This window comes from Aestuariivivens sediminicola (genome assembly GCF_022662015.1).
Classification (GTDB): Bacteria; Bacteroidota; Bacteroidia; order Flavobacteriales; family Flavobacteriaceae; genus Aestuariivivens; species Aestuariivivens sediminicola.
The window spans coordinates 525,417-540,238 of the sequence record NZ_JAKMCM010000002.1; the positions used below are offsets into that span (position 1 = coordinate 525,417).

Below are 14,822 nucleotides of genomic sequence, written 5' to 3' on the forward strand. Positions count from 1 at the left end.
CTTAAGTACAACACAAACCAAACAGTATGATTACAGGAAAAAATTATATCGGAAATACCCTATCTGCACGAGGGAATGCAACCTTTCATTCCTTTAATCCGAAATTGAATACACCTACGGAGGTCCCCTTTTTTGAAGCTACGGATGAGGAAATTAATGAGGCGGTTGATTTGGCCTGGGAAGCCTTTACAGTCTATCGGAAAATTCCCGGAACACAACGGGCTGCGTTTTTAAATGCCATAGCAGATGAGATTTTAGCTTTGGGTCAGGAATTGATAGATATGTACATGGCGGAATCCGGATTACCGGAAGGAAGAGCCATTGGTGAGCGTGGAAGGACCATTTTTCAATTGCGTTCTTTTGCAGAACTCGTTTCCAATGAGGATTGGCGTAACAACACTTTTGACGAGGCCATTCCGGACAGACAACCTGTTCCCAAGCCTGACCTTCGAAAAACCTTAATTCCTTTGGGGCCAGTGGTGGTTTTTGCAGTCAGTAATTTCCCCTTGGCTTATTCTACGGCAGGAGGCGATACCGCCAGTGCCCTGGCGGCTGGTTGTCCCGTAATTGTAAAAGCGCATGCGATGCATTCCGGCACCTCGGAATTGATGGCATCGGCTGTTGTCAAGGCCATAGAAAAAACGGGAATGCCTGCCGGTGTGTTTTCTCATATTATGGGATATGGCCATGCCGTTGGTACAGCCCTGGTCAAACATCCAAAGGTTAAGGCTGTTGGATTTACAGGTAGTATTTCAGGTGGACGTGCCATTTTTGATTTGGCCTCGAGAAGGGATGAACCCATTCCGGTTTTCGCTGAAATGGGAAGCATTAACCCGGTAGTCATTACTTCAAAAGCACTCGTTAGCCGAGCTGAAGCTATTGCTCAGACCTATGCGAATTCCATTACCCTGGGCACTGGGCAGTTTTGTACCAATCCGGGATTGATTTTAACAGTTGATGGGCCGAAAACAGAAGCGTTTATAAATGATCTTGCAGAAAGAACGATTGCTATTGAAGCCCAATGCATGTTGCATCCCGACATTAAAAAAGGATTTATGGAGAATGGAGCCAGGGTGGTCGCACAGGAGGGTGTACAAGTGGTCGGGAGGAAAGAAAACGACTTGGAACCCAATTATGCCCCATCGCTAATTGCTACGGTTTCAGGCAGCGATTTTTTAAATAACCCGGAGATCAGTCAGGAGGTATTCGGACCTTTTTCCTTAGTTGTACGCTGTAAGGATAAGACGGAGTTGTTAGAAGTCATTGCCAATTTGGAGGGACAGTTAACAGGGACCATCATTGCGGAAGAAGAGGAGTATCAGGACTTATGCGATGTGGTTGATGCACTCGAGAACCGTGTAGGGCGGTTGATTTTCAACGGGGTTCCTACAGGAGTTGAGGTGTGCCCAGCGATGCAACACGGGGGACCTTATCCGGCTTCCACGGATTCCAGATTTACAGCAGTGGGCACACAATCCATAGCGCGATGGGTGAGGCCGATATGCTATCAATCTTTTCCTAAAGAATTATTGCCAAAGGCTTTACAGTAATGCCTGACCTATGAGTAAAAGCACATTTGTTTGTATCGATGCCCATACCTGCGGTAACCCTGTTAGGGTTATAAAAGCGGGGGCTCCTCATCTCATAGGCGGTACTATGAGCGAAAAGCGTCAGCACTTTTTGAAAGATTATGATTGGATACGCAAAGGGTTGATGTTTGAACCCAGGGGACATGATATGATGAGTGGCAGCCTATTGTATCCGCCACATGATCCGGATAATGATTTTGCGATTTTGTTTATTGAGACCTCAGGGTGTTTGCCCATGTGTGGTCATGGCACCATTGGAACCATTACCGTAGCCATTGAGGAAGGTTTGATAAAGCCTAAACGACCCGGGAAAATTAGAATGGAATCGCCCGCCGGATTGATCCATATTGAATACCATCAAACCGGTAAAAAGGTAGATTGGGTGAAATTGATTAATGTGAAAAGCTATTTGGCTGCAGAAGGTCTGAAAGTAACTTGCCCTGGGTTGGGTGAGATTGTCTTCGATGTGTCCTACGGAGGAAATTATTACGCCATTGTCGATCCACAGGAAAATTTTGAGGGCGTTCATGCTGTTTCTGCTTCGAAAATTATTAGCGATTCGCAAGTATTAAGACAGCTGATTAATCAGAACTACCCGGATCGATTTATTCATCCGGAAAATAATACCATTAGAGGTGTCAGCCATATACTCTGGACGGGAAAAACCCTGGATCCGGAATCATCAGGAAGAAATGCCGTGTTTTATGGGGACAAGGCCATAGACCGAAGTCCATGTGGTACAGGAACTTCGGCGCGAATGGCGCAACTCCATGCCAAGGGAGAACTTAAAAAAGGAGAGCCTTATATTCAGGAAAGCTTTATTGGTAGTAAATTTATTGGCCGTATTGAAGAGGAAACCACTTTAATGGGGCAGCCGGCCATAATACCGAGTATTCAGGGCTGGGCCAAAATTTACGGGTATAATACCATCACGATAGATCCGGAGGATGATCCATATGCCTTCGGTTTTCAGGTCATATAGAAAACAGTTCTGAAGGTATTATTACATTTGTAGGACTGAGAAACGTTTTAATAAAGGAATTAAAAATTATGGGATTACATGTATCAAAAGATTCGCAAAAGATGAGTGCTAAGCGGTTTATTTCCGGTGTATTGAAAATGAATTCAATACCTGTTTATATAATGGTTTTAAGTCTTATCATCTGTTCTTGCAATTCGAAGCCTGAAAAGAATTCCTCAACGGCATTAAAGCCCAATATTATTTACATTTTGGCGGACGACTTGGGTTATGCTGAGGTCGGTGCCTACGGTCAGGAAAAAATTGAAACCCCGCATATAGATGCCCTGGCCAGGTCCGGCATGGTATTTACACAGCATTATTCGGGGGCCCCTGTCTGTGCTCCGGCACGGGCTTCACTTTTAACCGGAATGCATATGGGACATGCACCCATAAGAGGGAATCATGAATGGGGCAGTAGGGGTGATGTCTGGGATTATGTAAAAATGGTGAAGGATTCCACTCTGGAAGGTCAGGCACCTATAGGTAAGGAAGTCGTACTGTTACCTGAATTGCTGCAAAAGGCAGGATATACCACCGGGATGTTCGGAAAATGGGGTTTAGGCGCACCGCATACCACCTCTATTCCAACTCAAATGGGCTTCGACTATTTCTTTGGATATAATTGTCAGCGGATAGCCCATACCTATAATCCATTACATCTGTACGAAAATGAAAGGCGTTATCATTTGGCGAATGATACGGTTCCACCACATACCGGATTGAGCGATGGGGTGAACCCATACGACGAAGCGGCCTATGCAAAATTCAATCAGCCTTTTTATGCTCCCGAGGTCTCTTTCGAAAAAATGATACATTTTGTAGATGGGGTTCAGGATGCCCCGTTCTTTTTGTATTGGGCAACACCCATACCTCATGCGGCATTACAAGCCCCTAAACGATGGGTGGATTACTATGTTAAAAAATTTGGAGATGAAGAACCATACCTGGGTAAGAACGGCTATTTCCCTGTGCGTTATCCGCATGCCACTTATGCCGCTATGATCTCCTATTTAGACGAGAATATTGGAAAATTGATAGATCATCTTAAGACCATAGGCAAATACGAAAATACCTTGATTATCTTTACTTCCGACAATGGCCCTACCTATGCCGGTGGCGCCGATTCGTCCTGGTTCGATAGTGCAAAGCCCTTTCAAAGTGGTCATGGTCGCGGTAAAGGTTATGTTTATGAAGGTGGGATTCGAGTCCCTATGATCGCATCCTGGGCAGATCAGATTGCACCTGGAGGTCGTACGGATCATGTTTCTGCATTTTGGGATGTCTTACCCACCTTATGCGATGTCGCAGAGGTCGCCATTCCACAAAAGACAGATGGTATAAGTTTTTTAAATACACTTACCCAAAAAGGGGCACAGGAGGAGCATCCCTATTTGTATTGGGAATTTCCCGGATATGATGGTCAGGTTGCCTTGCGGATGGGGCAATGGAAAGTCATCTGGAAAGACATTAAGAAAGGAAATACAGATATTGAAGTCTATGATTTGAACAACGACCTGTCAGAACAACATGATGTATCCAATGATCACCCGGAACTGATTGAAAAATTTAAAGCGATAGTTCAGAAAGAACACCGCACACCGCAACGTGAAAGATTTATCATGCCTGCACTGGAAGAACTGACAAAATCAAAAGACTGATTTATTGAGGTGGCGGTCTTTTATGAGCTTGTTTCCTTAAAAACCGATTCCTGTTCCATTCTAAATATCATAGGCTGTAGTGTGGAAAATCTCTTTTAAGACAAAATAACTTTCCAGTACACCAATGTTTTCGATTTTCGATAGTTTCGTGCGAACGAATTCGTGATAGGCATCTAGGCTTTCAATATTGATTTTCAGGAAAAAGTCCACTTTTCCGGCCATATGGTAGCACACTTGTACTTCACTAAGCGCCCGAATCTGTTTGTCGAATTTGTCAATGAAACCCTCATTATGATACCTTAACGAAACCATGCATACCGCGGTAATCGGTTTTTTGACGAGTTTTTTGTCTAAAAGCGCAACATACTTTTTTATATAGCCTTTCTGTTCCAGTCGCCGAATGCGTTCATATACCGGTGAGGGGGTCAGTTTCAATGCTTCGGCAATTTCCTTTGTGGTCTTTTTGGAATCCTGTTGAAGTATTCTTAAGATATCCAAATCGGTTGTATCCAATTTTTCCATAGCACGTTGATTTTACTTTTTACACATTGAAAAGCAGTATTTAAAAGATAAAAATACTTTAAATAAGCAATTTAAAAGATAAAAATACTTATTATATATTATAATAAAGGTAAAAAAATCAAAATACTGATAAAATCCTTAATTTTGTACTATACTATTTTAGGCAGTATGGGTGTAGAAAATATCTTAATTACAGGAGCCAGCGGGCAACTTGGTGCGGTACTGACCAAATCCTTGCAGCAAAAATTTGGAATCGATCATGTTATTGCGACCGATTTGCGTCCCAATAAGGAAGCACGGGGCATTTTCGAAAAGTTGGATGCCACCGATCCCGAAGCCCTTAAACAGGTGGTGAAGCGGTACAAAGTGACCCAAATATATCATATGGTGGCTATTTTATCGGCTAAAGGGGAAGCCTTTCCGCAAAAGACCTGGGATATCAACATGGGGACCTTATTGAATGTTTTGGAAATATCTCGACTTTTAAAAGTAAAGAAGGTGTTTTATCCCAGTTCAATAGCTGTTTTTGGGCATCATATTTCTCGTATTAATACGCCTCAGTTTTCAAATTTAACACCGACAACGGTATATGGAATGACTAAAGTAGCCGGTGAAAACTGGGGAAACTATTATTTCAATACCTACCAACTGGATGTGCGTTCAATTCGCTATCCAGGGGTTATTGGCTATCAGTCTCTTCCCGGTGGTGGTACCACGGATTATGCGGTAGACATTTATCATAAAGCCGTTAAACAGGAACCCTTTGAGTGTTTTTTAAAGGCATCAACCCGGTTGCCAATGATGTATATCGAGGATGCCGTAAGGGCTTCAATTGAACTTATGGATGCGCCAGCTGAAAAACTCAGTGTGAGGACCTCATACAATATTGCAGGCATGAGCTTTAGTCCGGAAGACATAGTGGCCTCTATTCGAAAGACCTATCCTAATTTTGAGGTGCGTTACAATCCCGATTTCAGACAAAAAATAGCAGATTCCTGGCCCATGAGTATCGACGATTCTAAAGCACGGGAAGACTGGGGTTGGAAACCGCGTTACGATTTGGATGCCATGTCCCGGGTCATGATTGAGAATTTAAAATCGTATTACAATTCAGTAATAGCATAAATCAGAGTGATGTACGGAAAAATTAAAACGCATTTACAAAACGAACTCGAATCGATAAAAAAGGAAGGCCTATTCAAAGAAGAGCGCATTATCACTACCTCTCAGGACGCCGTTATAAAAGTGGCGACTGGCGAAGAAGTTATTAATTTTTGTGCTAACAATTATTTGGGTCTGTCCAATAACAAAGAGGTTATTCAGGCAGCCAAGGACACCATGGATACCCATGGTTACGGCATGTCCTCCGTGCGCTTTATTTGCGGAACCCAGGACATACACAAACAGCTGGAACATAAAATCGCCGAATTTTTCCACGGTGAGGATACCATTTTGTATGCTGCGGCCTTCGATGCGAACGGCGGGGTTTTTGAACCCTTGTTTACAGCAGAGGACGCTATAATTTCTGATGCCCTGAACCACGCCTCAATCATTGATGGTGTGCGCTTGTGTAAAGCGGCGCGCTACAGATATGCCAACAATGATATGGAGGATCTGGAAGCGAAATTAGTGGAGGCCAATGCACAGAACCATCGGTTTAAGATCATTGTAACGGATGGTGTGTTTTCCATGGATGGCGTAGTGGCTCAGCTGGATAAAATCTGTGATTTGGCCGATACATATGATGCGCTGGTGATGGTAGACGAATGCCATGCCTCCGGATTTATTGGTAAAACAGGCCGTGGTACAATTGAATTGAAAAATGTGATGGGGCGTGTCGATATTATTACCGGAACCCTTGGAAAGGCCCTGGGCGGTGCTATGGGTGGATTTACAACAGGACGGAAAGAGATCATTGAAATGCTGCGACAGCGTTCAAGGCCCTACCTGTTCTCCAATTCTCTTGCTCCGGCTATTGTTGGCGCTTCCTTAAAAGTATTTGAAATGATCGAGAAGGACACTTCTTTAAGGGATAAACTGGAAGCCAATACCACTTATTTTAGAACAAAGATGGAAGCGGCGGGGTTTGATTTGATTGGTGCCGATGCGGCCATAGTACCAGTAATGTTATATGATGCCAAGTTATCACAGGTCATGGCGAACAAATTACTGGATGAAGGGATTTATGTGATAGGGTTCTTTTATCCTGTCGTACCAAAAGGTATGGCAAGGATAAGGGTTCAGCTTTCTGCCGCGCACAGTAAGGAGCACATTGATAAAGCAGTGAATGCCTTCGTAAAAGTGGGAAAGGAATTGAACGTCATATGAGTCGGTATTTAACCGTTCAACTAAAAAATGAGTATGCTTTGCGTGCTCATTTTTTGTTTAATAGTAATGGTTACGTTTAAATGTAGTATCATTACGTTTCTTAAATACGTATTTTTAAGCCTCATGAAGGTCTACAATGTAAATCGAATAACGGAACACGCCATCATCACAGGAAACGGTGATGCCTCTTTCTGGGCTGAGGCGCATGTGTTGACCGATTTTAAATCCCCATGGGATTTGAAAAAAATAAAGCCCATAACCTTCAGAGCACTTCATTCTTCGGAGCATTTGTTGTTTTGCTTTCGTGTTGAGGATACAGAAGTATATATCGATAGAACGGACAATACCAAGAGCAGTATTAGTAACTCGGATCGGGTGGAGTTATTTTTCAGGGCCGACGAGCAGCTTGATCCGTATTATTGTTTAGAAATTGATCCCTCCCCGAGAATTATGGATTTTATTGCGCGCCCTTCACGGAATTTCGATTTTTCCTGGTACTGGCCGCAAGATGGTATTCGTGTAAAATCGGCACGTGATGCCACAGGATTTACGGTAGAAGGGGCCATTAGTCTGGCCACTCTCAAAGCCTTAAATGTGCTAAAAGGAAATCGTATCGAAACAGGTATCTACAGGGCGAAATACCATAGGCAAAGCAATGGCTCTTATACACCTACCTGGATCACCTGGATCGATCCCCGGACTGAAATGCCCGAATTTCATACCCCGTCGTCATTCGGGGTGTTGCAACTTCTGGACTAACTAATTGATGTAGCCCATGTAGTTTTCGGAATTGATGATATCAATGGGAATGAGGTTTTTATTGGGAATGACTTTATTAAACAGCAAGGCATCTGCCAGAAGGGCAACGCTCAGATAGGCCTGACGCTTCGGGTTTTGATGAATTAAATAGTCGATGGTACCATTTTTTAAATAGTGCAAATTTTCGGGCAATAAATCGTATCCGACAACACACATGGATTCTCTGGTTCTTTTTAAAAGGGCCGCTAACAAATTAATTTTCGAGTTGGTCACAAAAAACCCATCGATTTCAGGATGCATGTCTATAAAGTATTTAATGGTTTTTTTGAGGTTGTTGGCATCTCGATGCTTCAGTTTATAGGTCTTGATGGTAAAATCAGAATTCTCAAGCGCGTCGAAGTAGCTTCGAAATCCTTTTTCCTTCTCCTGCATGTGCGTGGCATTCTTGTAAATTTCATCAATATGAATGATCGCAACTTCGGCATTGCCCCTCAAGGTGGAATGAATGAGCTTTGCTCCGATTCGGCCACTTTGATACAAATCCTGCCCTATGAAATTCTGCGAATCGGCATCCTTTAGGTCGTTATTGAATAAAAAATACGGTTTATTCAGGCTTTCACAGGTCTTTATGAAGGTAATGGATTCCTTTTGAAACAAGGGCGCCAATACAATACCGTCAACATCCGCATGTAAGGCCGTTTCCCCTTGTTTTACAAAACTGTCTTTATCAAAGGGGTTGAAGAAAACATGCTTTACATGTATACCAAAAGGGGAGAATTCATTGAGGGCTTCCTCAATACCATCCAGGCAAGGCTTCCAATAGGGATCTATTTTTGGATCGGGCATGAGCATGCACAAAAGAAAATGTTTATTGTGCTTTAAGCTTCGCGCCATTAAATTGGGTTGGTAGTCAATATCGCGAAGTACATTATTCACTTTTTTCAAGGCCGTCGCTGATACCCGGCCCCGCTTGTGAATAACACGATCTACGGTGCCTTTCGATACCCCCGCCAACTCTGCAATATCTTTAATGGTATATTTTTTCATTCGCTGCAAATGTAACTGTTTTTAATAGATCACTGCCTGGTGATACGAATTTACATAAAAAAGTGTGTTCGAACACACTTTTTTGAAATTTTTCTTTTTTTATTGCGGTTTATTGTGTAGTTTCGTAACCTCAAGACACATTAAAACCTGCTTTTTTATCTTGTAAATCATTGTTTTTTAACGGTTTGTAACCGTTTTGTGAACAAGATTCAGGAGCATTAGAGTTTTAATTTTAAGTTGTATCATAATGGGCAAACCAACACTTGTCATACTAGCTGCCGGAATGGGAAGCCGTTACGGCGGTTTAAAACAAATGGATGCTTTTACTCCGGAAGGCGATACGATTATAGACTTCTCGCTTTACGATGCCCTTCAGGCCGGTTTTGGTAAGATCGTATTCATTATTCGTAAACATTTTGAAGAGGAGTTTAAATCCAAATTCAATAAAAAATTACAGGGTAAAATTGCCGTAGATTATGTTTACCAGGAAGTTGACAAGGTTCCAGAGGCCTATATCAATCCGGATCGTGTGAAACCATGGGGTACAGGTCATGCGCTGCTCATGGCCAAAGATACTGTTACCGAAAATTTTGCCATAATTAACGCCGATGACTTCTACGGCCGAGAAGCCTTTATCGCCATGGCGGAGGCCTTGAGACACACCGATAAGACCTCCTGCAATTTCAAGACCATGGCCTATTTGTTAAAGAACACGATTTCCGATTATGGCTATGTGTCACGGGGGGAGTGCCAGGTAAATGATCGTGGATTTTTAATCGATGTTACCGAGAGAACACATATCGAAAAGAGGAATGGGGGGCTCATGCGTAAGGATAAGGAGGGCAATTATATTTCAATTGATGAAAACACGATAGTTTCCATGAATTTTTGGGGATTTACGCCCCGGTGTTTTGATTTTGCCGAAACGCTTTTTTTAGAATTTCTTAAGCACAATGCAGCTGATTTAAAGGCTGAATTTTATCTGCCATCTATAGTCAACGCTGTAATACAGTCGGGGGAGGCTTCGGTTGAGGTCTTGAAATCGGATGCCAGATGGTTCGGGGTAACCTATAAAGAGGATAAGGCGGTAGTACAAGAAAATATTGAAGCATTGAAAAGGGCTAACGTTTATCCCAAAAACCTGTGGCAGTTATGACGGAAGCTCAACTCATGCACACATTCGATCAATTTCAACACGCTTCATCCTATGTGGCTTTCAATGAAATTGCCTCCGGTCATATCAATGATACCTATTTAATTAAAACCAGTGAAGAACCCCATTATATTCTCCAGCGTATCAATCATCATGTATTTAAAGACATTCCAGGATTAATGGCCAACAAGGTTTTGATCAGTGAACATCTCAAGCATAAACGTTCTGATCTATCCGAGGAGGAGATCAAAAATCGGGTGCTGACTTTCGTTCCGGCCCGTAGCGGGACATATTACTTTAAGGACCATGAAGGACATTACTGGAACGTCATGGTGTATATTAAGGACAGTATCACACACCATATTGTAACCAGTGAGCAAGTCGCCTATGAGGGCGGGAAACTATCTGGGGAATTTTTACGTTTAACCAGTGATTTGGACGCCTCAAGACTGGTCGAGGTCATTCCGCACTTCCATGATATGTCCTTCCGGTTCAGTCAATTTGAAGATGCGCTTAAGGTCGCTTCAGCCCAAAGAAAGGACAAGGCCAGAACCTACTTGCTCAAAGTAGCCGATCTTAAGGATGAAATGCATATCATTCAAAACTTAAAAGCATCCGGTGCCATAAAATTACGGGTTACGCATAACGACACCAAAATATCGAATGCCTTATTCGACAGGAACAATAAGGGCTTGTGTGTTATCGATACCGATACCGTGATGCCTGGTGTGGTGCACTACGATTTTGGGGATGCCATCAGAACCATTTGCAATTCGGCAGCCGAAGATGAAAGCAATCTGGATCTCGTGCATTTTAATGTCGCTTATTACGATGCCTATAAAAGCGGGTTTTTGGAAGAATTGGAAACAACCTTATCCGATCTGGAAATTGAAACCTTGCCGCTGGCTGCGAAAACCATGATTTTTATTATGGGTATCCGTTTTTTAACAGACTACCTCAATGAGGATGTCTACTATAAGACCAAATATCCCGAACATAATTTAGATCGGGCCAGGAACCAGTTTAAACTCATAGAGAGCATGGAAAAACAAATGAAGGTCTGACAACATGGTGAAAATTAAAAAAGGGATACCGTTGAGATTGATTTTTAAATGCGCTGTTTTAAGGGAATGCTTAACTTGGAAAGGTTTTACACTGTATAATGAACATATCACTAAATTCTTAATATCATGACACAAACATCAAAAAGTAGTAATGTAGTGGCCATTGCCATTATAGCCGGTCTATTTGCCATCTTCGGTTTTGTAACTTGGATAAACGGGACCCTTATTCCATTTATGAAAACAATCAACGAATTAACCGAAGCACAATCCTATTTGGTGGCATCGGCGTCCTATATTTCTTTTGTGGTCATGGCCTTGCCTGCATCCTATCTGTTGAATAAAATTGGTTATCGCAGGGGTATGTCGGTGGGCTTGATAATTATGGCTATCGGGGCTCTGGTGTTTATTCCGGCTGCTGAGGCACGTACCTACGGGGTGTTTTTGCTGGCCATTTTTATCCAGGGATTGGGAATGACCATTTTACAAACTGCAGCAAATCCATACATTACTATTTTAGGGCCTATAGAGAGCGGTGCCAAGCGTATTGCTATTATGGGAATTTCAAATAAAGGTGCTGGAATAATAGCCAACATTGTGTTTGGTTCCATTCTTTTAAGTGGGATTGATGATGTTAAGGATAAATTGGCAACGGCGTCTGTTGAAGAAAAAGAAGGCATGCTGAATGCTATGGCTGATAGTGTGGTGGCACCCTATGTGGTCATGGCTATTGTGTTGTTGGTATTTGGATTGTTAATCAGAAAGGCACCACTGCCACATGTTGAAGCCGATCCGATAGACGAAACGGATAAAGAAGGCGCTGTAACTAAAACGAATATATTCCAGTTTCCTCATTTATGGTTGGGTGTGCTGACCCTATTTGTTTATGTGGGAGCGGAAGTTATAGCCGGAGATTCCATTATTGCTTATGGCTTATCCCTTGGTTTCCCCGCCGATGAAGCTAAATTTTTTACGCCCTTCACCCTGGCCGCTATGATTACCATGTATGCCCTGGGTGTATTCTTGATCCCTAAATATCTAAAGCAGGATACCGCGTTAAAGATAAGTGCCGCCCTGGGAATTATTTTTAGTGTCTGCATCTTGGTGACCACTGGCTTTACATCGGTACTTTTTGTCGCCGCATTAGGTATAGCCAATGCTTTAGTATGGCCGGCTGTTTGGCCCCTGACTTTAGAAGGACTGGGGAAATTCACAAAAACAGCTTCTGCCTTGCTGGTCATGGCCATAGCCGGTGGGGCCATTATTCCACCACTCTACGGCAGGTTGGTCGACGGTGGAACACATGAGCTCGTAGCCCGCGGAATGTCAGAAACTGAGGCACTGGCCTCAGCATCTACAAGCAGTTACTGGATACTCATACCCTGTTATGCCATTATATTGTTTTTTGCCCTATGGGGTCATAATATGAAAAGTTGGACAAAAATTAAAAATTAAATAAATCAACATTAAAAATGATTAAGAGTCGTACAGATAAGGCTACTGGATTCGAAAAACGGTTTGAAAACATTAACACCGTCATTTTCGAAGATTCAAAAGCGGCGTCAATTGCGGTTGCCAAGGAAATAGCTACACTGATAAAGGCCAAACAAAAAAGCAACCAGTCTTGTGTTCTGGGTTTGGCAACAGGATCCACACCAAAGGGATTATACGCGGAATTGGTTCGTTTGCACAAGGAGGAAGGCCTGAGCTTTAAGAATGTCATTACCTTCAATTTGGATGAGTACTATCCTATGGAACCGGATTCTGTTAACAGTTATGTCAGGTTCATGAAGGAGTTGTTGTTCAACCATGTCGATATCCTACCGGAGAATTTTCATATTCCGGATGGCATGCTCTCGAAAAGAGAAATTGCCGGATATTGTGCGGAGTATGAGGCAAAAATAGAGGCCTTAGGAGGCATAGACCTTCAAATCCTGGGCATAGGAGGTAATGGCCATATCGGCTTTAATGAATCAGGATCCCTACAGAACTCCAAAACGCGTTTGGTTGCCTTGGACCATATCACCAGGGTTGCCGCCAGCAATGATTTTGGAGGTTTGACCAACACACCAAGAACAGCAATTACCTTGGGTGTTAAAAAAATAATGGAAGCCAAAAGGGTCATTTTAATGGCCTGGGGTGAGCGCAAGGCAAATATCATTAAGGCTTCCGCGGAAGGTCCGGTAACCACTCAGGTGCCCGCGTCATTTCTACAGGAGCATAATAATGCCATTTTTGTAATTGATAAGGCCGCATCCTCAAAACTGACTCGAATAGAAACGCCATGGCTTGTTGAAAAAGTAGAGTGGACCGATAAAATGATAAGGAAAGCCGTGCTGGGATTGGCGCTCAAACTCAAGAAACCTATTTTAATGCTTACCGATGCCGATTATATTGAAAACGGTATGAGTGATCTTTTGGCCGACTCTGGGCCGGCCTATGATATCAATATCAATATTTTCAATCAGGTCCAGCATACCATTACGGGGTGGCCCGGTGGTAAACCGAATTCGGATGACAGTAAACGTCCTGAACGTGCAAAACCCGCGAAGAAGCGTGTTTTAGTTTTCAGTCCGCATCCGGATGACGATATTATCAGTATGGGTGGTACGTTCATCAGGCTGCATGAGCAGGGACATGAAGTGCATGTGGCCTATCAAACCTCGGGTAACATTGCAGTGGCCGATGACGAGGCCCTTAGGTTCGCCAATTTTGTCATAGATTACAATGAGAAGTTTGGAATACAGAGCGATGAGGCAGAACATATTTATAAAAAAGCATCGGAGTTTTTAAAAAATAAGAAGAGTAGTGATATAGATATCGCAGAAGTTCGTTATATTAAAGGGTTGATTAGAAAAGGAGAGGCCAGGGCAACGAGCCATTTCGTGGGATTACCTGATGAGCGTATCCACTTCATGGAATTACCATTCTATGAAACGGGTGCCATTGAAAAGAATCCGGTTGGTGAAGACGATATTAAGATCACCATGGATTTAATCGAAAAAATAAAACCCCATCAGATTTATGCGGCCGGTGATCTGGCAGATCCCCATGGGACGCATAAGGTGTGTTTGGATGCCATCGTGGAAGCCCTTAAAAGATTAAAGCCAAAACCATTCATGAAGGATTGCTGGTTATGGTTATACAGAGGTGCATGGCAGGAATGGGGTATTGACGAGATAGAAATGGCAGTACCCATGAGTCCGGATCAGGTGTTACAGAAACGCCATGGTATTTTCAAACACCAATCTCAAAAGGATGGTGTGGTCTTTCAGGGAACTGATAGCAGGGAGTTTTGGCAGAGGGCGGAAGACAGAAACCGCGAGACCGCGGAAATTTACAATCAACTGGGTCTGGCACATTACGCCGCTATTGAGGCCTTTGTGAGATGGCATTATTAGTTAAAGATTTGAAGTTATACCCTATCTGATGTGATATACAATATTGAGGTTCATTTTAAGTTTATTATTCCTTAAGACAGAAACCTAACTAAGACTGAACTTCTTGATATGGTATAACTCATATGACTGATTAATAGAGCGATAAAGCCTGCAACACCGTTGTGGGCTTTATTAATTTCTATCGGCCTGAGCGATGGTATGAGGCCTTGATTCAATTGAAGGGTATATTTTAAACGCCTTGCCATCAAAAGGGCTTTAGCCGGTCTTTGGCCAATGAAGCCCC

Annotated in this window: 11 protein-coding genes and 1 pseudogene; 10 read left to right on the forward strand and 2 right to left on the reverse strand. The window is 42.8% G+C overall.

All coding sequences use genetic code 11. The features are described from left to right. The first annotated feature begins 26 nt into the window (after nt 1-26). From MR041_RS07100 to MR041_RS07110, 3 genes are all read left to right on the forward strand, one after another. On the forward strand, nt 27-1,550 hold the full coding sequence (locus MR041_RS07100) for an aldehyde dehydrogenase (NADP(+)) (protein ID WP_242092906.1): 1,524 nt from the start codon (nt 27-29) through the stop codon (nt 1,548-1,550). 10 nt (nt 1,551-1,560) lie between these two features. Next, on the forward strand, nt 1,561-2,571 hold the full coding sequence (locus MR041_RS07105; RefSeq protein ID WP_242092907.1) for a 4-hydroxyproline epimerase: 1,011 nt from the start codon (nt 1,561-1,563) through the stop codon (nt 2,569-2,571). A gap of 68 nt (nt 2,572-2,639) precedes the next feature. After that, entirely contained in the window at nt 2,640-4,268 is a 1,629-nt protein-coding gene (locus MR041_RS07110) for an arylsulfatase (RefSeq protein WP_242092908.1), read from the forward strand. A gap of 60 nt (nt 4,269-4,328) precedes the next feature. On the opposite strand, the gene MR041_RS07115 is transcribed toward MR041_RS07110, so the two are convergent. Further along, nucleotides 4,329-4,790: an Lrp/AsnC family transcriptional regulator gene (locus MR041_RS07115; protein WP_242092909.1), complete on the reverse strand. Its 462-nt coding sequence runs from the start codon at nt 4,788-4,790 to the stop codon at nt 4,329-4,331. A gap of 144 nt (nt 4,791-4,934) precedes the next feature. On the opposite strand from MR041_RS07115, the gene MR041_RS07120 reads away from it, so the two are divergent. From MR041_RS07120 to MR041_RS07130, 3 genes are all read left to right on the forward strand, one after another. Next, complete coding sequence (locus MR041_RS07120; RefSeq protein WP_242092910.1) at nt 4,935-5,915, forward strand: NAD-dependent epimerase/dehydratase family protein; 981 nt, start codon at nt 4,935-4,937, stop codon at nt 5,913-5,915. Between the two features lie 9 nt (nt 5,916-5,924). Further along, nucleotides 5,925-7,118 (forward strand): glycine C-acetyltransferase, encoded by a 1,194-nt coding sequence (gene kbl / locus MR041_RS07125; RefSeq protein ID WP_242092911.1) that lies wholly within the window; start codon nt 5,925-5,927, stop codon nt 7,116-7,118. A 123-nt stretch (nt 7,119-7,241) separates the two neighbouring features. After that, nucleotides 7,242-7,877: a carbohydrate-binding family 9-like protein gene (locus tag MR041_RS07130; protein ID WP_242092912.1), complete on the forward strand. Its 636-nt coding sequence runs from the start codon at nt 7,242-7,244 to the stop codon at nt 7,875-7,877. On the opposite strand, the gene MR041_RS07135 is transcribed toward MR041_RS07130, so the two are convergent. Further along, on the reverse strand, nt 7,878-8,924 hold the full coding sequence (locus MR041_RS07135; RefSeq protein ID WP_242092913.1) for a LacI family DNA-binding transcriptional regulator: 1,047 nt from the start codon (nt 8,922-8,924) through the stop codon (nt 7,878-7,880). 247 nt (nt 8,925-9,171) lie between these two features. Between MR041_RS07135 and MR041_RS07140 the strand changes: the two genes are divergently transcribed. The 4 genes and pseudogenes from MR041_RS07140 to nagB all read left to right on the forward strand — a co-directional run. Continuing rightward, nucleotides 9,172-10,080: a sugar phosphate nucleotidyltransferase gene (locus MR041_RS07140; protein ID WP_242092914.1), complete on the forward strand. Its 909-nt coding sequence runs from the start codon at nt 9,172-9,174 to the stop codon at nt 10,078-10,080. Continuing rightward, nucleotides 10,077-11,141: a phosphotransferase enzyme family protein gene (locus MR041_RS07145; RefSeq protein ID WP_242092915.1), complete on the forward strand. Its 1,065-nt coding sequence runs from the start codon at nt 10,077-10,079 to the stop codon at nt 11,139-11,141. The genes MR041_RS07140 and MR041_RS07145 overlap by 4 nt, the downstream gene beginning before the upstream one ends. A gap of 126 nt (nt 11,142-11,267) precedes the next feature. Further along, nucleotides 11,268-12,593 (forward strand): sugar MFS transporter, encoded by a 1,326-nt coding sequence (locus tag MR041_RS07150; RefSeq protein WP_242092916.1) that lies wholly within the window; start codon nt 11,268-11,270, stop codon nt 12,591-12,593. Further along, nucleotides 12,590-14,539: pseudogene (gene nagB, locus MR041_RS07155) on the forward strand (glucosamine-6-phosphate deaminase); the annotation flags it as partial. The gene MR041_RS07150 and the pseudogene nagB, both read left to right, overlap by 4 nt. Nucleotides 14,540-14,822 lie beyond the last annotated feature (283 nt).

Coding starts and splice junctions, on each gene's coding strand:
- MR041_RS07100 (WP_242092906.1), top strand. CDS start 27: ATGATTACAGGAAAAAATTATATCGGAAATACCCTATCTGCACGAGGG.
- MR041_RS07105 (WP_242092907.1), top strand. CDS start 1,561: ATGAGTAAAAGCACATTTGTTTGTATCGATGCCCATACCTGCGGTAAC.
- MR041_RS07110 (WP_242092908.1), top strand. CDS start 2,640: ATGGGATTACATGTATCAAAAGATTCGCAAAAGATGAGTGCTAAGCGG.
- MR041_RS07115 (WP_242092909.1), bottom strand. CDS start 4,790: ATGGAAAAATTGGATACAACCGATTTGGATATCTTAAGAATACTTCAA.
- kbl (WP_242092911.1), top strand. CDS start 5,925: ATGTACGGAAAAATTAAAACGCATTTACAAAACGAACTCGAATCGATA.
- MR041_RS07130 (WP_242092912.1), top strand. CDS start 7,242: ATGAAGGTCTACAATGTAAATCGAATAACGGAACACGCCATCATCACA.
- MR041_RS07135 (WP_242092913.1), bottom strand. CDS start 8,924: ATGAAAAAATATACCATTAAAGATATTGCAGAGTTGGCGGGGGTATCG.
- MR041_RS07140 (WP_242092914.1), top strand. CDS start 9,172: ATGGGCAAACCAACACTTGTCATACTAGCTGCCGGAATGGGAAGCCGT.
- MR041_RS07145 (WP_242092915.1), top strand. CDS start 10,077: ATGACGGAAGCTCAACTCATGCACACATTCGATCAATTTCAACACGCT.
- MR041_RS07150 (WP_242092916.1), top strand. CDS start 11,268: ATGACACAAACATCAAAAAGTAGTAATGTAGTGGCCATTGCCATTATA.